The organism is Vibrio renipiscarius (genome assembly GCF_000827885.1).
Classification (GTDB): domain Bacteria; phylum Pseudomonadota; class Gammaproteobacteria; order Enterobacterales; family Vibrionaceae; genus Vibrio; species Vibrio renipiscarius.
The window spans coordinates 525,785-544,222 of sequence record NZ_JTKH01000006.1; the positions used below are offsets into that span (position 1 = coordinate 525,785).

Annotated in this window: 15 protein-coding genes; 10 read left to right on the forward strand and 5 right to left on the reverse strand. The window is 46.3% G+C overall.

The features are described from left to right. The first annotated feature begins 147 nt into the window (after positions 1–147). Both ycfP and OJ16_RS05600 read left to right on the forward strand, forming a co-directional pair. The gene (ycfP, locus tag OJ16_RS05595) at positions 148–687 is read left to right on the forward strand and encodes an alpha/beta hydrolase YcfP (protein WP_040988224.1); all 540 of its coding nucleotides are present in this window, start codon (positions 148–150) and stop codon (positions 685–687) included. 441 nt (positions 688–1,128) lie between these two features. Beyond that, entirely contained in the window at positions 1,129–2,418 is a 1,290-nt protein-coding gene (locus OJ16_RS05600) for an NAD(P)/FAD-dependent oxidoreductase (RefSeq protein WP_040988225.1), read from the forward strand. Between the two features lie 157 nt (positions 2,419–2,575). Here OJ16_RS05600 and OJ16_RS05605 read toward each other — a convergent pair whose 3' ends face one another. The 4 genes from OJ16_RS05605 to OJ16_RS05620 all read right to left on the reverse strand — a co-directional run bounded on the left by OJ16_RS05605 (position 2,576) and on the right by OJ16_RS05620 (position 8,266). After that, positions 2,576–3,115: a GNAT family N-acetyltransferase gene (locus OJ16_RS05605; RefSeq protein ID WP_040988226.1), complete on the reverse strand. Its 540-nt coding sequence runs from the start codon at positions 3,113–3,115 to the stop codon at positions 2,576–2,578. Between the two features lie 181 nt (positions 3,116–3,296). After that, a complete protein-coding gene (locus OJ16_RS05610) occupies positions 3,297–4,067 on the reverse strand; it encodes a peptidoglycan binding protein CsiV (protein ID WP_040988228.1) in 771 nt (256 codons plus the stop codon). 164 nt (positions 4,068–4,231) lie between these two features. Continuing rightward, the gene (gene mfd / locus OJ16_RS05615) at positions 4,232–7,690 is read right to left on the reverse strand and encodes a transcription-repair coupling factor (RefSeq protein WP_040988230.1); all 3,459 of its coding nucleotides are present in this window, start codon (positions 7,688–7,690) and stop codon (positions 4,232–4,234) included. A gap of 9 nt (positions 7,691–7,699) precedes the next feature. Continuing rightward, a complete protein-coding gene (locus OJ16_RS05620; protein ID WP_040988232.1) occupies positions 7,700–8,266 on the reverse strand; it encodes a hypothetical protein in 567 nt (188 codons plus the stop codon). Positions 8,267–8,442: 176 nt separating this feature from the next. Here OJ16_RS05620 and lolC point away from each other — a divergent pair, with 176 nt between their 5' ends. The 3 genes from lolC to lolE are packed head-to-tail and all read left to right on the forward strand — an operon-like array spanning position 8,443 to position 11,574. After that, on the forward strand, positions 8,443–9,651 hold the full coding sequence (lolC, locus tag OJ16_RS05625; RefSeq protein ID WP_040988233.1) for a lipoprotein-releasing ABC transporter permease subunit LolC: 1,209 nt from the start codon (positions 8,443–8,445) through the stop codon (positions 9,649–9,651). After that, a complete protein-coding gene (gene lolD / locus OJ16_RS05630; protein WP_040988235.1) occupies positions 9,644–10,330 on the forward strand; it encodes a lipoprotein-releasing ABC transporter ATP-binding protein LolD in 687 nt (228 codons plus the stop codon). Before lolC ends, lolD begins: the two co-directional genes overlap by 8 nt. After that, the gene (gene lolE / locus OJ16_RS05635) at positions 10,330–11,574 is read left to right on the forward strand and encodes a lipoprotein-releasing ABC transporter permease subunit LolE (RefSeq protein WP_040988237.1); all 1,245 of its coding nucleotides are present in this window, start codon (positions 10,330–10,332) and stop codon (positions 11,572–11,574) included. The genes lolD and lolE overlap by 1 nt, the downstream gene beginning before the upstream one ends. A gap of 260 nt (positions 11,575–11,834) precedes the next feature. Here lolE and OJ16_RS05640 read toward each other — a convergent pair whose 3' ends face one another. Then, a complete protein-coding gene (locus OJ16_RS05640) occupies positions 11,835–12,362 on the reverse strand; it encodes a DUF2062 domain-containing protein (RefSeq protein WP_040988239.1) in 528 nt (175 codons plus the stop codon). Between the two features lie 89 nt (positions 12,363–12,451). Between OJ16_RS05640 and OJ16_RS05645 the strand changes: the two genes are divergently transcribed. Genes OJ16_RS05645 through kdsB form a run of 5 tightly spaced genes read left to right on the forward strand, consistent with a single transcriptional unit; the run spans position 12,452 to position 18,387 of the window. Next, the gene (locus tag OJ16_RS05645) at positions 12,452–14,686 is read left to right on the forward strand and encodes a DNA internalization-related competence protein ComEC/Rec2 (RefSeq protein ID WP_160289865.1); all 2,235 of its coding nucleotides are present in this window, start codon (positions 12,452–12,454) and stop codon (positions 14,684–14,686) included. Between the two features lie 32 nt (positions 14,687–14,718). After that, a complete protein-coding gene (gene msbA, locus OJ16_RS05650) occupies positions 14,719–16,470 on the forward strand; it encodes a lipid A ABC transporter ATP-binding protein/permease MsbA (protein WP_040988244.1) in 1,752 nt (583 codons plus the stop codon). A gap of 3 nt (positions 16,471–16,473) precedes the next feature. Next, positions 16,474–17,481 (forward strand): tetraacyldisaccharide 4'-kinase, encoded by a 1,008-nt coding sequence (lpxK, locus tag OJ16_RS05655; RefSeq protein WP_040988246.1) that lies wholly within the window; start codon positions 16,474–16,476, stop codon positions 17,479–17,481. Beyond that, positions 17,462–17,641 carry a Trm112 family protein gene (locus OJ16_RS05660; RefSeq protein WP_040988248.1) on the forward strand — a complete coding sequence of 60 codons (180 nt, stop codon included), beginning with the start codon at positions 17,462–17,464 and terminating at the stop codon, positions 17,639–17,641. Before lpxK ends, OJ16_RS05660 begins: the two co-directional genes overlap by 20 nt. Continuing rightward, entirely contained in the window at positions 17,641–18,387 is a 747-nt protein-coding gene (kdsB, locus tag OJ16_RS05665) for a 3-deoxy-manno-octulosonate cytidylyltransferase (protein WP_040988249.1), read from the forward strand. The genes OJ16_RS05660 and kdsB overlap by 1 nt, the downstream gene beginning before the upstream one ends. The last annotated feature ends 51 nt before the right edge of the window (positions 18,388–18,438 follow it).

Below are 18,438 nucleotides of genomic sequence, written 5' to 3' on the forward strand. Positions count from 1 at the left end.
TTTAGGCTCTGCAAGAATATCGTCTCGCTCTCTTTAAAACCTTAGCTTTCGTGTTAAATTAAATGACGTTTGTTGCCTTTTGGTAAGCGCATTGTGGCATTGTGAATCGGCATTTAAACAAACCGATTAGAATAATAAGGAAGTAACATGATCATCTATTTACATGGATTCGACTCTACCAGTCCTGGCAACCACGAAAAAATACTTCAGCTGCAATTTATTGATGACGATGTTCGCTTCATCAACTACAGCACGCTTCATCCTAAGCACGACATGCAGCATTTATTGAAAGAAGTGAATAAGGTCATCGAGCAGTCAGACGATGAACATCCGATTATTTGTGGGGTAGGGTTAGGCGGTTTTTGGTCTGAGCGGATTGGTTTTTTGTGCGGCATTAAACAAGTTATTTTTAACCCAAACTTACATCCTGATCGCACGATGCAAGGCCGTATCGATCGCCCTGAAGAGTACGTCGATATCGCAACAAAATGCGTAGAAGAGTTTCGAGTAAAGAACAACCAGCGTTGTTTGGTGATCTTGTCTCGTGAGGATGAAATTCACGACAATGGCAAAACGGCGCAAGAGCTAGAGGGGTATTACGACATTATATGGGACGAACATCAACCCCATAAATTCACCAAAATCTCTCAGCATTTACAAGCCATGAAAGCCTTTAAAGAGAGCTAATCAACGTCAATCTTCCGCTTTACACGACATGATTCAAAAGGGTATAAACTTCGGCATCAATGCGTTGTTTACGCCCTCTATTCCCCTTCCGTTTTAACATCCCTCTGCATCTCATTACATAAAACCATACAAATTCAGGTGAGTTTTTCACATTCTCTAGTTGCGCCATCAGTTTTGCTCTATATAATGAGTAAAATAAAATTTATTTGATAAATATCAAAAAAAATTGAGAGCGAGTGAAAAAACTTGCCCATTTTTGCAAAAAAAAGCCGTTTTTCGGCTGTTGAGCAAAACGACTGAGTCAGTCATTGAATTCCAATACGTGTTTCATATTGAGTGAACCTCTATCGCGCGAAAGCTGTGCGGACCAAAAATATTTCTTCAACTTGCCGTGCGAGTTGATCCAATTTCTTAGCTTTTTCATTTTTGAGGGTAATTACTATGACACGAATTATCGTAGTAGGCGGTGGCGCAGGTGGTTTAGAACTTGCGACAAAACTGGGTCGAACTCTTGGCCGCAAAGGTCGTGCAAACATCACTTTGGTTGACCGTAAAGCCAGCCACTTGTGGAAACCATTGCTGCATGAAGTGGCAACCGGTTCTCTGGATGAAGGTGTTGATGCGCTGAGTTACCGCGCTCATGCAAAAAACCATCATTTTGATTTTCAGCTTGGTAGCCTAGAAGATATCGATCGCGATCGTAAGGTCATTGTTCTGTCTGAATTGAAAGATGAGCAGGGTGAGCTACTCATGCCAAGTCGTGAGCTTGAGTATGATGTCTTGGTTCTTGCGATTGGTTCCACATCGAACGATTTCAACACGCCAGGTGTGCGCGAAAACTGCATCTTCTTAGACAGCCCAGAACAAGCACACCGTTTCCGTACCAACATGAACAATCAATTCCTTAAACTGCACGCCAAAAATGGCCAAGGCGCAGTGGATATCGCGATCGTGGGAGCGGGTGCAACGGGTGTTGAGCTTTCAGCAGAATTGCATAACGCAGTAAAAGAGTTACGTACTTACGGTTTTGGTGATTTGGACTCAAGCAAACTGAATGTGAGCTTGGTCGAAGCGGGTGAGCGTATTCTTCCTGCGTTACCGCCACGTATCTCAGGCGCTGCGCATCAAGAGCTAACGAAGTTGGGCGTAAACGTACGCACCGCAACGATGGTGACCAAGGCAGACAAAGACGGCTTAACCACAAAAGACGGTGAAAAGATCCCTGCGCAAATCATGGTTTGGGCTGCGGGTATTAAAGCGCCTGATTTCATGAAAGAGATCGGTGGCCTTGAGAGCAACCGTATTAACCAATTAGTGGTGAAAGACACGTTACAAACAACTCGCGATGACAGCATTTTCGTTATTGGTGATTTGGCACAATGCACACAGCCAGATGGTTCATTTGTTCCGCCTCGCGCTCAAGCTGCACACCAAATGGCCAGCCGTGCATTTAGCAATATTGTGGCGCAAATGACAGGTCGTGAGTTGAAAGCATACGTTTACAAAGACAATGGTTCTTTGGTTTCACTTAGCCGTTTCTCTACTGTAGGCAGCCTGATGGGCAACCTAACGAAAGGCTCAATGATGATTGAAGGTCGCATTGCACGCGTTGTGTATATTTCCCTTTATCGTATGCACCAAATGGCGTTGCACGGTGTCTTCAAGACCGGTCTTATTATTTTGATGGGTCGTATCAACCGCGTTTTACGTCCAAACTTAAAGCTACATTAATCAGTACGGATAGATGAATAGACAAAAAGAGCGCTCCGGCGCTCTTTTTTTATCGCAAATAACCACATTTCGTCCGGGCTAACGGTAACCCTTCCCAATAACCTCTCACCAGCAAATGCATAATGTCGCGTTAAGTATTCCGTGATGAGTCTGCTTATTAGCTTGGTACCATCGAATAAATGGCCCCACATCTTGGTTTGCCATTAAATAGGAAGCGATTCGCTGCATAGGCTTCAAACTGTGCCCCACAAGTTAAGGCGAGTTTTTGGCTGGCAATATTATCGGGATCGCACACAATTTCTAACCGAGTGAGCTTTAACATGTCAAAGCAAAACTCAATGAGTGCATCAAGGGCTCGATGCCCATAGCCTTGCTGCTGAAATTCATCGGCAATCCAATACCCCAAGCTTGCCATATTAAAAGTACGGTAGAATTCATTGATCGCCACCATTCCAATTAACGCATCGTCACTGCGTCGAAAAATACCAAAACCATAAGCATCGGATTTGACCCAATTGAGTCGCGTCGCTAAGAGGAATTGTTCTGCGTCTTCATCGCTAAATTGGGCATGACACCAATCAATCCAATGGTGAAGGTTGGGGGATCGCACAATCAAGGCTCGCAGTTGTTTGCTTTCTTGGGCGTCAATTAATCGTAAGATAAATTCAGGGGTGATGATTTGGTAGTCAGGACTCATAGCGTTCACTATTAATAGCGGTGAATGGTGAGTATATACGGAAAAAGAGGGGATGTGTTGAGGTGTAATGCGTTGCTGTTGCGTTGAGCACGTTAATGCTGGTAGCACGGTGGTGGAGCAATAAAAACGCCCTCTATTTGAGAGGGCGAGATAATGGGCTCAAGTCTGTGAATACTCGAATTTAGTTCACGCGACGAACTTGAATGATCATGCCAAGTAATGGATGGTCTAGGAAATGCGTTTCACTGCTTCGCATGCGGCGTTTCTGATCCATGCGATAGCTTTTCAAGAACGTTTCTGAATGAACGGTTGGCGTCACTTCCGTCATTAAGCCCGCTTGAACGGTATCATCAACATTAGGCGTCAACGTTTCTTCGCTGATTTCTATTTGGCGATCTTCAAGCACGACGTCGCGAACACTCGGCTCTTTTAGATCCAATTCTACGTCGGCATATAAGTAATGCTCTACGTAAATTTGTAACTTACCGTCGAGTTCATAGAGTGGGCGAGGAATCGATTCTTCAGTCACACCATCAATGATGGATTCACTGTGTGATTCAACCGGCGAGCCATCAGCGTTAAATTGACCCGAGTAGTCGTTACCCCCAGTAATATGGAATACAGGCGCAGACAAGCGGCCTTTGTCGCCTTGACGCCATGCTTTGTGCATGAGCACTTCAAAGCCAGCGTGATTACGCAATTTCTGGGCTTGTGCATCAAGCTGATAGCTTGAACGAGAGAGCATTTGTACGCCCTTACGTGCACGGTAGTTGGTGTCCCCAAAACTGCCGACGTTTTCCATACTGATTGCAGGGAGAGTGTTTGGCCAAGATTCTGCCACTTTCTCTGCATCGACTGCGCGTTTAAATATGATCACTTCAATATCGAATTGACGCTGTGCCATGCTCGGCATTGCGACCAATAAGAGAAGAAGTGGGATCAGTTTTTTCATCACAACTCCATATACGGGTAGTTTGCTCAAATGTTGTATTCCCGTGTTACTTAAATATGCAGCATTGTTGTGGATATTTCCTGTTCTAATCGCACATGGTGAATGTGGATGAGAAGCCGTTTACCGATCACAACACTGCCTATTCAATGATTTTCGTTAACGTCTTATTTTGGTAGTAAATTTTGCTGCAATTCAGCCAGCATGTCAGTAACAAACTGAATTCTTTGGCGTCTATCAACCAATGATACCGTAAACTTGAATTTAGTTGGTCCTTCCATTGCAAATTTTTGTGGTTGAGATTGTAGCAGTTTAACTAAATACATTGGGTTTATGTCAGCATCTGGATAGAAATCAATGTATCCGCCTTTATCGTGCGCTTCAATTTTTTTCACTTTTAACGTCGCCGCAGACAGTTTTAAGGCGGCGATCGAAAGAAGGTTTTTGGCTGAATCTGGCAATAAACCAAATCGGTCAATTAATTCGACTTTCAACTGATTCAGCTCATCGCTGTCGGCTACGCTGGCAATCTGTTTGTACATCGACAGACGTGTATTGACATCTGGGATGTAGTCTTCAGGCAGCAGAGCAGGGATGCGCATTTCAACTTCGGTTTGTTCACGTAATAGGTCATCCAGTGACGGCTCTTTGCCTTCGCGCAGCGCTTCCACGGCTTGCTCTAGCATTTCCATGTAGAGTGTAAAACCAACCGATTGAATTTGACCACTTTGCTCATCACCAAGTAACTCACCTGCACCGCGGATTTCTAAATCGTGAGTGGCGAGCGTAAAGCCTGCACCTAAGTCTTCAAGTGAGGCAATCGCATCTAAACGTTTGATCGCATCTTTGGTCATCGCTTTAGGATGTGGCGTCAACAAGTAGGCATACGCTTGGTGATGTGAACGCCCAACACGACCGCGTAACTGGTGTAACTGAGCCAAACCAAGGTTATCAGCACGATCCATAATGATGGTGTTGGCGGTAGGCACGTCAATACCCGTTTCGATAATGGTGGTGCACACCAGTAAGTTAAAACGTTGGTGATAAAAATCATTCATCACTTTTTCAAGTTCACGCTCGCGCATCTGACCATGAGCGACCGTAATGCGCGCTTCAGGTACTAACTTTTCGAGATCAGCGGCAACTTTATCGATGGTTTCGACTTGATTGTGTAAGAAATAGATTTGCCCACCACGCATGATTTCACGCAGAATCGCTTCACGAATGACGGTCTCTTCACGCTCACGCACAAAGGTTTTGATCGCCAAACGTCGGGCTGGTGGTGTCGCGATGATCGATAGATCACGCATGCCACTCATTGCCATATTCAACGTACGAGGAATTGGCGTTGCGGTTAAGGTCAAAATATCGACATCCGCACGCATCGCTTTCATCTTCTCTTTTTGGCGCACGCCAAAGCGATGCTCTTCATCGACAATTAACAGGCCAAGATCTTTAAACACAATGTCGTTCGACAGTAGTTTATGAGTCCCGACGACGAGGTCGACTTTACCGTCAGCAATGTCTTGTAGAACTAATTTTTGTTCTTTGGCGCTTTTAAAGCGAGAAAGCACTTCGACACGGATTGGCAGGTTAGCAAAGCGGTCGCGGAAATTTTCAAAGTGTTGCTGCGCGAGGAGCGTGGTTGGGACGAGCACCGCGACTTGTTTGGCATTGTCTGTCGCGACGAAGGCTGCACGCATGGCCACTTCGGTTTTACCAAAGCCGACATCGCCACACACTAAGCGGTCCATCGCCTTGGCTTGACACATATCAGACATCACAGCGTTAATCGCCATGCTTTGGTCATCGGTTTCTTCAAACGGGAAACCCGCTTTAAAAGTCGCGTATTGACCACGGTCGAGTGCAAATTTGTAGCCAGGCTTGAGTTCACGTTTCGCGTAAACGTCGAGCAGTTCCGCCGCTACATCGCGTACTTTTTCTGCCGCTTTGCGGCGTGCTTTAGTCCATGCTTCGCCACCCAGTTTATGCAGCGGAGCACTGTCTTCTGCGCCACCGGAATAGCGACTAATTAAATTTAGTGAGGCGACAGGTACGTAAAGTTTGGCTTCATTTTGATACTCAAGCGTGACGTATTCAGTCAGCATGCCACCGGCTTCAAGCGTTTGTAAGCCAAGGTAACGACCAATACCATGATCAATGTGGACCACAGGTTGGCCAGCTTTTAGCTCGGCTAGGTTGCGGATAACCGCATCACTATTGGTTGATTTGCGATCTTTTCGGCGACGTTGGATGACGCGGTCACCCAGTAAATCACTTTCACAGATGAACGCTATTTGATGGTCGCCATACAAGAAACCATGCTCAGCGGCACCAATAACGAGGGTGAATTTTTCTTTATGCGCCAGTGCTTCGCAGAAGCTCGCACACTCTGTCGGACGCAGTTTGATGCGTTGCAACAGTTCGAGCAATGCCTCGCGGCGACCTTCTGATTCCACCGAGAAAATGATTTTGCCGTTATAGCTTTCGCTAAATTGACGCAGCGTCGCCATTGGCTCTTTATTTTGATGCTGAACGGTAAGTTCAGGCAGCGGGGCAATCTCAGGGTTTTGACGGCCTTGCTTTCTCTTTACGGCATCGACGCTAAGTAAGGCTTGCGGCAAGGTTTTAAATTGTTTGAACAGTTCGTCTTTTTTCAGCCACAGCTCGTGAGGTTGAAGCAGCGGGCGCAATGGGTCGACTTTGCGCTGATCGTAACGGTAGTCAACATCGGCGAGGAATTGGTCGATAGCGGACTCAAGATCACCGACCGCAATCAATTGACTGTTATCGGGAATGTAGTCGAACAGGGTTTCTGTTTGTTCAAAAAACAGCGGTTGCCAATATTCGATACCGGCAGGCCAGGTACCTTTGCTCACTTGCATGTAGACTGATTCTGGCTCGCGGCGCGCTTCAAAGCGTTGACGCCAACGAATACGAAAATCTTCTATGGCGCTTTCTGATGTCGGGAACTCATGTGCCGGTAACAGGCGGATTTCCTTCACATCTTCAATTGAGCGCTGATTTTCGGGATCAAAGGTGCGGATGGTGTCAATTTCATCATCAAAGAAATCGATTCGGTAAGGATCGCTTGCGCCCATTGGGTACAAATCAATGATAGATCCGCGGCTGGCATATTCGCCGGGGCCGAAGACTTGATCAACATGGCGATAACCTGACTTTTCTAATTGTATACGCAGTTTGTCGAGTGAGAATAGGTCGCCCGTTTTCACCATTAGCGTGTGCTGCATTAAGAAATCACGCGGGGATTGGCGTTGCAGCAAAGTGCTAATAGGAACGATGGTGATGCCGTCACTTTGAGTCGGCAATTGATACAACCTTGCAATACGATCGGAAATAATCTCTTGATGTGGCGAGAAATTATCGTATGGCAGAGTCTCCCAGTCAGGGAAGAGGCGAACCGAGTGGTCGGTAAACTGCTCCAACTCTTGTTGCAGCTTTAACGCGCTTTGCGGATCAGGCGTTGCTAATAACGTGTGGCCAGTGTGCTGCTCTGTCAACTCTGCAATTGCTAGGGCGAGGGCTGAACCGGGTAAGTTGCCAACGAACTTTCTATCGCCAGCACCTTGTGGGTTAACAAGGTTAAGTAATGATGGTTTTGACATGTTTTTACGCTATTTTTCGCGGTTTAGAGAGCGCTGTCTAAGCAGCTTTTGCTGTTGATAAAGGGCGGCCTTTATTAACAAGTCTTGGTCTAAATCGCGCAGTAGGTCGTACTTGACGGTAATCACATGCTGCTGATTATCTTCCGTACATTCAGAAACGGAGCCATAACAATAAATGGCGGCAGCAGGATGATCGAGAAAGAGTTTGATTCTGAGTTTTTGCCCAAGCGCTAATGCCTCACTCGCAGTATAGCTAAATTGACTGGCACCAAATGTGATGGTCTTTCGACGCAGTGCTGGGTCATCTTGCTGCGATAACATAAAAGTCAGCAGCAGATTGAGTTTACTATTTTGTGTGTCCAGCAATTGAATGACGTGCTTAAAGTCATGGCTTTTAAGTTCTGAGCGCGCAGAATCGTTGAGCTGGTCAAGAGAACTGAATTCGCTGGCCACTAAAAATGGAGCCGGAATTTCTGCTTCAAATTGGTTGAAGCTAGGATAAGTTGCCTCTTCTGCCAAGAGCTCGACATTGGCGATCATTGAATAATGAACGGTAAAATATTCTTGGTCAGACATGTGGCTTTTCCTTCTGTTGATGCATTGATTATCGTCATACACAGCAACTAATCAAGGTATGTCATTGTTATCGTCAAACTTAATTACTAAATTTAACGTTGAAATGGCAATTTAAGGCTATCAGCTGTTTAAATTAACCGTTACAGTGTGTTCATTATTAGGTTTTGGTTTTTGCTATGTTTCATCCAGTGTCGACCTACATCGGATTGCGCTATTTACGTGGGCGATCAGGTGATAGATTTAGCCGTTTTGTTTCTTATATGTCCACAGCTGGTATCACGATTGGCGTGATGTCCTTAGTGACCGTACTTTCGGTGATGAATGGCTTTGAGGCACAACTTAAAGGGCGCATTCTTGGCGTCTTACCCCAAGCGATCGTATCTCATTCCGATGGCAAAACCCCTCGTACAGAGATTGCGCCTGAATTTATTCAAGCAATGTCGAGTGCTGGGCAGCCAGAGCCCATCATACAAAGTGAAGCGGTAATTCAAAGTGCCAAGCAATTGAGTGCGGGTTTGCTGATTGGGGTGGAACCTAACGAGCATGACCCGATCGAGCAACATTTGATTGCAGGGCGCTTGTCGGATCTGACGCCAGGCAAATATCAAGTCTTCATTGGTAGTTCATTAGCTCGTTCAATGGATTTAACACTTGGCGATAAAGTGCGTTTGATGGTGACCAGTGCAAGTCAATTCACGCCACTTGGTCGCATTCCGAGTCAGCGACTTTTTACGGTTGCGGGTATCTACAATACCGGCTCGGATGTGGACGGGCAGTTGATGCTTACTCACCTTGATGATGCCGCCCGTTTGATGCGAATGAGCAAAGATTCCATGACGGGATGGCGATTGTTTTTTGATGATCCGTTTGTTGTGGGCGAGTTGAGCCAGCAAACACTGCCTGAACAATGGCAGTGGCAAGATTGGCGCGATCAGAGAGGCGAATTGTTCCAAGCGGTACGCATGGAAAAAAATATGATGGGTTTAATGCTCGGCCTGATTGTCGGTGTTGCTGCGTTTAACATTGTATCGGCTCTGATTATGGTGGTGATGGAAAAACAAGCGGAAGTCGCCATTTTAAAAACCCAAGGTATGACGGACCGCCAAGTCATGGCCATTTTTATGGTTCAAGGCGCAAGTAGTGGGGTTGTCGGGGCGTTGATCGGCGGCGTATTTGGTGTGCTGTTGTCGGTCAATTTGAACAGTTTATTGGAAAGCGCCGGTATTGCGTTGTTTTCGTTTGGTGGTTCATTACCGGTAGACATCAATCCGGTTCAAATTCTCGTCGTTGTTACGTTGGCTGTGATGCTCAGCTTGTTGGCAACGCTGTTTCCTTCTTATCGAGCATCGTCTGTTAAACCTGCTGAGGCTTTAAGGTATGAGTGATTTATTACAGTGTCGTGATGTGACGAAAATTTATCATGAAGGTGCGCTGGAAACTCAAGTATTGAAAGGTGTCAGCTTTGATTTAAAACGCGGTGAACTGGTGTCAATTATAGGCACGTCGGGTTCTGGCAAAAGTACGTTACTGCATGTGCTTGGAGCTTTGGATGATACGAGTGCGGGCAATGTTACCTTTTTAGGCCAAGAATTGTCGAAACTGAGCTCGAATAAACAAGCAAAATTGCGTAATAAACACTTGGGCTTTGTTTATCAATTTCACCATTTGTTAGCCGATTTTAGTGCGTTAGAAAACGTGGCAATGCCGCTGTTGATTGGCGGCATGAAAGTCGCAGAGGCCAAACAAAAAGCGTTAGCCTTGCTTGAAAAAGTGGGATTGTCTCATCGTATTGAACACCGTCCGTCAGAGCTTTCTGGTGGTGAGCGTCAGCGTGTGGCAATTGCCCGTGCGTTGGTTAATAGCCCAGATTTAGTCTTAGCGGATGAACCCACGGGTAACCTTGACCACAAAACCGCGTTGGCGATTTATGACTTAATGCGTGAATTGAATCGAGAGTCAGGGACGGCATTTTTGGTGGTAACACACGACGGAGAATTGGCCGGGAAGATGGATCGTCGATTGCACATGCAAGATGGCCTATTGGTTGATGTGGAGGGCGCCTAGTGTTCTCTTCTCTTTCTCTGTTTATTGGTGGTCGTTTTAGCCGCGCAAAGCAGCGTAATAAAATGGTGTCGTTTATTTCGCTCTCTTCTACTATCGGCATTGCTGTGGGTGTCGCGGTGATCATTATTGGTCTATCGGCCATGAATGGTTTTGAGCGCGAGTTGAAAGACCGCGTTTTATCTGTGATTCCACATGGTGAGTTTGAAGGGGTACATGGACCTATTCAACAATGGCAAACGTTAGTCAATAAAGCGGAACAACACCCAAAGATTGAAGCAACAGCGCCTTATGTGAAATTCACCGCTTTAGCCGAGCGAGGACAGCAACTTAAAGCGATTGAAGTTCGAGGGGTTGATCCAAATAAAGAATCTCAAGTCTCCAATCTCAGTCAATTTATTGATTCCGCGAGCTGGAAAGCCTTTGAAGCCGGTCAGCAGCAAGTGATTCTTGGTCAGGGCGTTGCGGATTTACTTAAGGCCAAAGTGGGGGATTACATCACATTATTGATTCCTTCTTCCGGCAGCACGAGCCAAGTGCAAACGCCGAAGCGCGTGCGCGTGAAAGTCAGCGGCTTATTGAAACTCAACGGTCAAATTGATCATAGCCTTGCTCTTATCCCTTTGGCCGATGCGCAGAGCTATGCAAAGCTGGGGACTGGGGTCTCTGGGGTGTCAGTGCGAGTGACTGAGGTGATGGATGCCTTACCGATTATTCGTGAAGTGGGTATGACGTTAAATCAAGTGGTGTATTTGAAGAGTTGGCAGAGCAAATATGGCTATTTGTATCGCGACATTCAGTTGGTACGCACCATTATGTATTTGGTGATGGTACTGGTGATTGGCGTGGCAAGTTTCAATATTGTCTCAACCTTAATGATGGCGGTGAAAGACCGCGCGGCTGAAATTGCGATTTTACGTACCATGGGAGCAACGGATGGCTTAGTGAAGCGTATCTTTGTTTGGCAGGGGGTGTTTTCTGGTGTTTTAGGCAGTCTATTTGGTGGCATTGTCGGGGTGTTGGTGTCGTTTAATCTCACGCCTATCATCAAAGGACTGGAATCATTAATTGGTCATAAATTTTTGTCTGGCGACATTTACTTTGTCGATTTCTTACCTTCACAAGTCATGTGGAGTGATGTGTTGTTAGTCTCGGGAACCGCGATGATCTTGAGCTTATTGGCGACTTGGTATCCAGCCTCTCGTGCTAGCCAACTCAATCCTGCATCCGTATTAAGTGCGAAATAATATTCTCTGGCGAGTAATATAAAAAAAGGACCGAAAGGTCCTTTTTTTATATTTAAACGATCGCGCCGTATGAAATTCTATTCAAACTTCAAACTTCAAACTTCAAACTTCAAACGGTCACTTTAAAAAACGGTCATTTTAAATTAATGACCTTTCATGACCGTGGCAAACATTCATACTCAAGCAACATACCAGTTTCTTGACGCTATGATGTTTACTTCAAATTGGTCTAAATGATTCGTTTGGCGTTGCCACTCCGTTTATCTTATTTTTCGAGGCAAGCGAAAGCGGCGTTTTTGCCAGCTTCGTACCACAGAGTAACGCCAAAGTCCTTTGATGCCGAAATAGCCGATCATGGCTGAGGTGACACCGCAAATCATGCAACCCAGTAAGAATGGCGGTCCAATAGTGCTCATTTGGTGAAGAATGAACTCCCATGACAGCTCAAAGTGGAACGGCTGTGGTGGGACATGCATCACCCAAGCGCCTAACTTGTAAGCGAAATAGAAAAGAACGGGCATGGTGATTGGATTGCTTATCCAAACCAGAGCGACCGACAGAGGTAAATTAACACCGCATGCGATGGCTAAGCCTGCAGACATAAGCATTTGGCTAGGAAGAGGCACAAATGCCATGAATAATCCTACTGCAAATGCCCCTGCCGCTGAGCGGCGATTTAGGCACCATAAATTTGGGTTATAAAGTACATTGCCAAAAACTTTTAGTGCCTTTTGGCGTTTGATCATTTCGTGATCAGGCATAAAGCGTTTTATGAATTTTCTTGGCATCGGAAATTATGTCTCTCTTTCTTCATTATTGGACATTAGCGTCATTCGCTACCTTGATCATAACCTCACCGCAGTGGCCTATTATGCCGATGTGGATTTGGTCAGTTCCTTGCCTAGGTTGGCTATTGCTTAGTATCAATTGTAGAAGGCTTCGATGGGGCAGTGGTATTGCTTTGGCACTAATTGTTATTTTAATTAGTGGCAATTTGTTGCGCCATCAATCAAACACCCTGTTTCAAGCCGGCTCGAATATTATCATAAATGCCAAAGTTGACAGTCTTTTTAAGCCAATAAAACATGGCTTTCGCGGGGTTGCCTTAGTGAGATCAATCAATGGTGAAATATTGAACGAGATTTCGGCGCCCAAAGTTTATTTAACGACCCCTCAGCATCTTCAGCTTGGTGATGAAATTACCGCACGAGTGACACTGAAACCGATTGTTGGGGTACTCAACGAATTGGGGTTTGATCGTGAAAAGCAGGCAATTAGCCAAGGTATTGTTGGCGCGGCTTCCCTTAACGTTAAATCGTCATATTTCATCAAGAATCGTCCATCGATTCGACAACTTTTGTTTAACCGGATGTTTCACGCTTCTGAATCCCTTCCTCACCAAGGGCTACTGTTGGCGCTCAGTTTTGGTGAACGTGCTTATATTCCGCCTTCTCAATGGCGAGCGTTACAACAGAGTGGTTTAAGTCATCTCATCGCGATTTCAGGTCTGCATGTTGGGATTGCGTTTTCGGTGGGGTGGCTGATTGGTTTTTGTCTTTTGAGGTTGAGATTTCGAGCGGTTTGGTTGCCGATGATTTGTGCCGGTCTCGTCGCCTTCGGTTATTCGTGGCTCGCGGGTTTTACGATTCCAACACAGCGCGCGTTGTGGATGGTTGGGGTGCTCATCACACTGCATTTTATTGGGATTAAAACGTCTTACCGCTTTACCTGGTTAGTTGTGGTGGCGTCATTGTTGCTGGTGCAGCCATTGGCGGCCTACGCGGCGAGTTTTTGGTTGTCGGTGACGGCGGTTGCGATCATTTTTATGTTTCTTTCATTTCGATTGCCTCTTCGCGCGACGTGGCTTAAAGCGGTTTTAATGCAGGGGTGTTTGGTTATCTCAATGGCTTTGGTCGTTGCCTGGTTATATCAAGGGGCCAGTGCTCACAGTCTTTTATACAACTTGGTGTTTGTCCCATGGTTTAGCCTGATTATTATCCCGTTGTTGCTCGTCGCGCTTGTTTTGAATGTTTTTTCCGCCTCTCTTAGTTTGTGGTTATTTGAGCTTGTCGATCGGTTATTGGTGCCTGTCAGTGGCGCATTGCTGTGGAGTGATTGGCTATGGTTCGATTTGTCTAAATCTTCTGTTCTATGGCTTGCGATGGGATGCACCTCATTACTGCTGTCTGTACTGATCCAAAAAAGAACGCTTGCCATTATTTTGTTGAGTCTCACGCTCATGTTTGCGCTTCGACGGGATGAGCCCGATTGGCAAATGGATATACTCGACGTTGGTCATGGCCTCGCGGTGGTGATCAAAAAGAATGGGCATGTTTTGCTCTACGATACTGGTGCTGCATGGCAGCGCCGCGAATTGCGCCGATCGGCGTCTGCATCAAACGCAGAGGTGCCAGCAGAAGAGCATCAACTAAAAGGCAGTTATGCCCAGCAAGTGATTATTCCTCTATTGCTTGCGAGAGGGCATCGCGTAGATGGTGTGATCATTAGCCATTTTGATAATGACCATTCTGGTGGGCTTGAGTCAATATTGGATCGATGGCCTGAGGCCAAAGTGTGGTCAAGTCAGCGTCCGGAAACATCCGACGTCTTACATCAAGCGTGTGTGGCTGGGCAGCATTGGCAATGGCAAGGGCTCAATATTGAGGTACTTTGGCCACCCAAGTTGACCTCACGTGCTTATAACCCACATTCGTGTGTTGTACGCCTGCACGATGAATTTGGGCATTCGGTGTTATTGACGGGAGATATTGAAGCCGTGGCCGAGTGGATGCTATTGCGGAGCGACCGTCTTCTGGCCAGTGATCTCCTTGTCGTTCCTCATCATGGCAGCAAAACCTCCTCGTCTTCCCAATTCATTGCAAGGGTCAATCCACAGATCGCCATTGTTTCTAGTGCCTATCAAGGACGCTGGCAACTGCCAAATTCAGCGGTAAAAGCACGCTATATTGAGGCGGGAGCAAAGTGGCTTGATACGGGGATGTCCGGCCAAATAACGTTCCATTATCGAGGGGAAATTCGTCAACTAACCACAATGCGTTCAAGCAAAGGACGGGCTTGGTATAGGCAGATGCTGCGTAAGCGAGTAGAATAGAAGGATTATTGTAAAAAGAATAAAGCAATTCTATGTCTCTAGATAAAGATGAAACAACTTGGCAAACCTTCCAGCGTTTGTGGGCGTATATCCGCTTATACAAATTAGGTTTAACGGCCGCAGTGATTGCCCTCATCATTAACGCCATTGCTGATACCTATATGGTATCGCTGCTTAAGCCTCTTCTTGATGAAGGTTTTGGTAATGCAGAATCTGATTTCCTTAAAATATTACCTTTCATTATCTTCGGCATGATGATTATCCGCGGTTTGAGTGGATTCGTTTCGACGTACTGCTTGAGCTGGGTGTCTGGCAACGTGGTGATGGAAATGCGTCGTTCCATCTTTAGCCAGTTTATGCATATGCCGGTTTCCTATTTTGATAAAGAGTCAACGGGCGGTCTACTGTCTCGTATTACATACGATTCTGAACAGGTAGCGGGTGCAACGAGCCGTGCGTTAGTGAGCATTGTTCGCGAAGGCGCTAGCATTATCGGTTTATTGACACTGATGTTTTGGAACAGTTGGGAGCTTTCCCTGGTTCTTATCGTGGTGGCGCCAGTGGTTGCTTGGGCGATTGGCTTCGTGTCTAAGCGCTTTAGAAAAGTGTCTAAAAACATGCAAGACACCATGGGTCATGTGACATCTTCTGCTGAGCAAATGCTGAAAGGCCACAAAGTGGTATTGAGCTACGGCGGCCAAGAAGTGGAGCGTGAACGCTTTGATGTTGTGAGCAACAGAATGCGTCAACAGTCGATGAAATTGGTTTCGGCGCAAGCGGTCGCGAACCCTGTGATTCAGCTGATTGCATCGGTTGCCCTAGTGACCGTACTTTTCTTGGCGAGTGTTGATTCGATTCGTGACACGTTAACTCCAGGTACGTTTACCGTGGTGTTTTCGGCGATGTTCGGTCTAATGCGTCCTTTGAAAGCGTTGACTAACGTGACTTCTGATTTCCAACGCGGTATGGCGGCAAGCCAAACCTTGTTTGCGCTGATCGATCTGGATACAGAGCAAGATAACGGTAAGTTTGAAACGAAAAATGTACAGGGTGACGTTGCGGTTAAAGACGTAACATTCACTTATGCTGACAAAGAAAAGCCTGCACTGTCTAATGTGTCATTTACCATCCCTCAAGGCAAAACTGTCGCACTTGTTGGCCGTTCTGGTTCGGGTAAAAGTACGATTGCGAGCTTGTTTAACCGTTTCTACGACGTGGATTCAGGTTCAATCTCGCTCGATAACCATGACGTACGTGATTACACGCTTAAGAATCTTCGTAGCCACTTTGCATTGGTTTCTCAGAACGTACACCTTTTCAACGATACCATCGCGAATAACATCGCTTATGCGGCCACAGAGAAGTACACACGTGAGCAAATTGAGCATGCAGCGCGTCTCGCTCATGCGATGGATTTCATCGATAAGATGCCCGATGGCCTAGACACCGTTATCGGTGAAAACGGTGCGAGTTTGTCTGGTGGTCAACGTCAGCGTATTGCGATTGCTCGTGCGTTGCTGCGTGATGCGCCGGTACTGATTCTTGATGAGGCGACTTCTGCGCTGGATACTGAATCTGAAAAAGCGATTCAAGCCGCGCTGGATGAACTTCAAAAAGACAAAACGGTATTGGTGATTGCACACCGCTTGTCAACCATCGAAAAAGCCGACCAAATTTTGGTGGTTGATGAAGGTGAGATTGTTGAGCGAGGCAGTCATCAAGAGCTTATTGCTCTGCAAGATGGCGCTTATTCACAACTGCATCGTATTCAATTTGGTGGTTAAGCTGTGATTGAAAAGCTTTGGTTTGAGAATCATCCCATTAAGTATTTACTGTGGCCACTTTTGTGGCCGCTGAGTCAACTTTTTGGTCTGATCAGCCGCTCACGTCGTGATGCCTACCAAGCGGGCAAAAAAGAGGCTTATCGCTCACCCGTTCCTGTGATTATCGTCGGGAACATTACCGCGGGTGGTAACGGCAAAACACCCATGGTGATTTGGCTGGTGGAAAAACTGCAAGCGCTCGGATATACACCGGGAGTCGTGTCTCGCGGCTATGGTGCAAAAGCGCCGAGCTATCCGCTCATAGTTGGCGCGCAAACGTCGACTGCGCATTGTGGCGATGAACCCAAGTTGATTTTCAAACGCACTCAAGCCCCTGTTGCCGTCGATCCTGTCCGCTCAAATGCCGTCAAAGCACTGCTGCCGCTGGGGGTTGATATCATCATTACCGATGATGGTTTACAGCACTATGCGCTGGCGCGAGACATTGAGTTTGCAGTGGTGGATGGTAAACGACGTTTTGGCAACCAACAGTTGCTGCCATTAGGCCCACTGCGTGAACGTGTTGAACGTTTGGATGAGGTGGACTTTATCATTACTAATGGTGGTCAAGCTGAATCTGGCGAAGCGGCGATGACGCTTGCTCCAAACTTAGCCGTGAATATGAAGACGGGTGAGCGTGTTCCTGTTGGCCAACTTAAGCGCTTGGTCGCGATGGCAGGCATTGGCCACCCACCAAGGTTTTTCCACACGCTTGAAAAATTAGGCGCAGATCTTCATGTTTGCCAAGGGTTTGCGGATCATCAAAATTTCCAAACATCACAGCTGCTAGAACTGGCCTCTCGTGGTGCACATCTTATAATGACTGAAAAGGATGCGGTAAAATGTGCCGAAGATGCGCAAGATAACTGGTGGTATTTACCGGTTTCTGCGATGTTTTCTCAACATGATGAACAACGCATTTTAGAACGAATTAACCAAATTAAGGAACAGTATGGATCACCGTCTGCTTGAAATCGTTGCGTGCCCTGTGTGCAAAAGCAAACTGACTTATGATAAAGATAAACAAGAGTTGATTTGTAAAGCTGATCGCCTTGCTTACCCAATTAAAGATGGTATCCCTATGTTATTAGAGCCAGAAGCGCGCTCTATAAGCATGGACGAGGGTCGATAATGTCATTTACGGTTGTTATCCCTGCGCGTTATCAATCTACCCGTCTGCCAGGGAAACCTTTAGCAGACATCGGTGGTAAGCCGATGATCCAATGGGTATATGAACAAGCTAAGCAAGCGGGCGCAGATCAAGTGATTATTGCGACTGATGATGAACGAGTGGAGCAGGTAGCAAAAGCGTTTGGCGCTCAAGTTTGCATGACATCACCGAATCATGAGTCGGGTACAGAGCGTTTAGCGGAAGTGGTTAAGCTGATGAATATCGCTGATGATCATATCATCGTGAACGTTCAAGGTGATGAACCGCTAATCCCGCCATCAATCATTGCTCAGGTGGCAGAAAATTTGGCGAATAGCCATGCCCCAATGTCGACCCTTGCTGTTGAAATTAGCGATGAAGCAGAAGTCTTTAACCCAAATGCGGTTAAAGTTCTGACGGATAAAGATGGCTATGCGATGTATTTTAGTCGTGCGTCTATCCCTTGGGATCGTGATAACTTTGCGAATAAAACCATTGCTCAGCCTTTGCTGCGCCACATCGGTATCTATGCGTATCGCGCTGGTTTCATTAATACCTACATCAATTGGGAACCAAGCGCTCTCGAAAAAATTGAATGTCTAGAGCAACTGCGCGTGCTTTGGTATGGTGAAAAAATTCACGTTGCGGTTGCGAAAGAAGCGCCAGCGGCGGGCGTGGATACGCCAGAAGATCTTGAAGCTGTTCGCCAAATTGTCGCGAATCGCTAACGATCGTTAATCAGGTCCAAAAAGACAAAAGGGGCTCGCTTGAGCCCCTTT

Bases quoted from the DNA above. Each gene is read 5' to 3' on its own strand.
- ycfP (WP_040988224.1), top strand. From the start codon at position 148: ATGATCATCTATTTACATGGATTCGACTCTACCAGTCCTGGCAACCAC.
- OJ16_RS05600 (WP_040988225.1), top strand. From the start codon at position 1,129: ATGACACGAATTATCGTAGTAGGCGGTGGCGCAGGTGGTTTAGAACTT.
- OJ16_RS05605 (WP_040988226.1), bottom strand. From the start codon at position 3,115: ATGAGTCCTGACTACCAAATCATCACCCCTGAATTTATCTTACGATTA.
- OJ16_RS05610 (WP_040988228.1), bottom strand. From the start codon at position 4,067: ATGAAAAAACTGATCCCACTTCTTCTCTTATTGGTCGCAATGCCGAGC.
- mfd (WP_040988230.1), bottom strand. From the start codon at position 7,690: ATGTCAAAACCATCATTACTTAACCTTGTTAACCCACAAGGTGCTGGC.
- OJ16_RS05620 (WP_040988232.1), bottom strand. From the start codon at position 8,266: ATGTCTGACCAAGAATATTTTACCGTTCATTATTCAATGATCGCCAAT.
- lolC (WP_040988233.1), top strand. From the start codon at position 8,443: ATGTTTCATCCAGTGTCGACCTACATCGGATTGCGCTATTTACGTGGG.
- lolD (WP_040988235.1), top strand. From the start codon at position 9,644: ATGAGTGATTTATTACAGTGTCGTGATGTGACGAAAATTTATCATGAA.
- OJ16_RS05640 (WP_040988239.1), bottom strand. From the start codon at position 12,362: ATGCCAAGAAAATTCATAAAACGCTTTATGCCTGATCACGAAATGATC.
- OJ16_RS05645 (WP_160289865.1), top strand. From the start codon at position 12,452: ATGTGGATTTGGTCAGTTCCTTGCCTAGGTTGGCTATTGCTTAGTATC.
- msbA (WP_040988244.1), top strand. From the start codon at position 14,719: ATGTCTCTAGATAAAGATGAAACAACTTGGCAAACCTTCCAGCGTTTG.
- OJ16_RS05660 (WP_040988248.1), top strand. From the start codon at position 17,462: ATGGATCACCGTCTGCTTGAAATCGTTGCGTGCCCTGTGTGCAAAAGC.
- kdsB (WP_040988249.1), top strand. From the start codon at position 17,641: ATGTCATTTACGGTTGTTATCCCTGCGCGTTATCAATCTACCCGTCTG.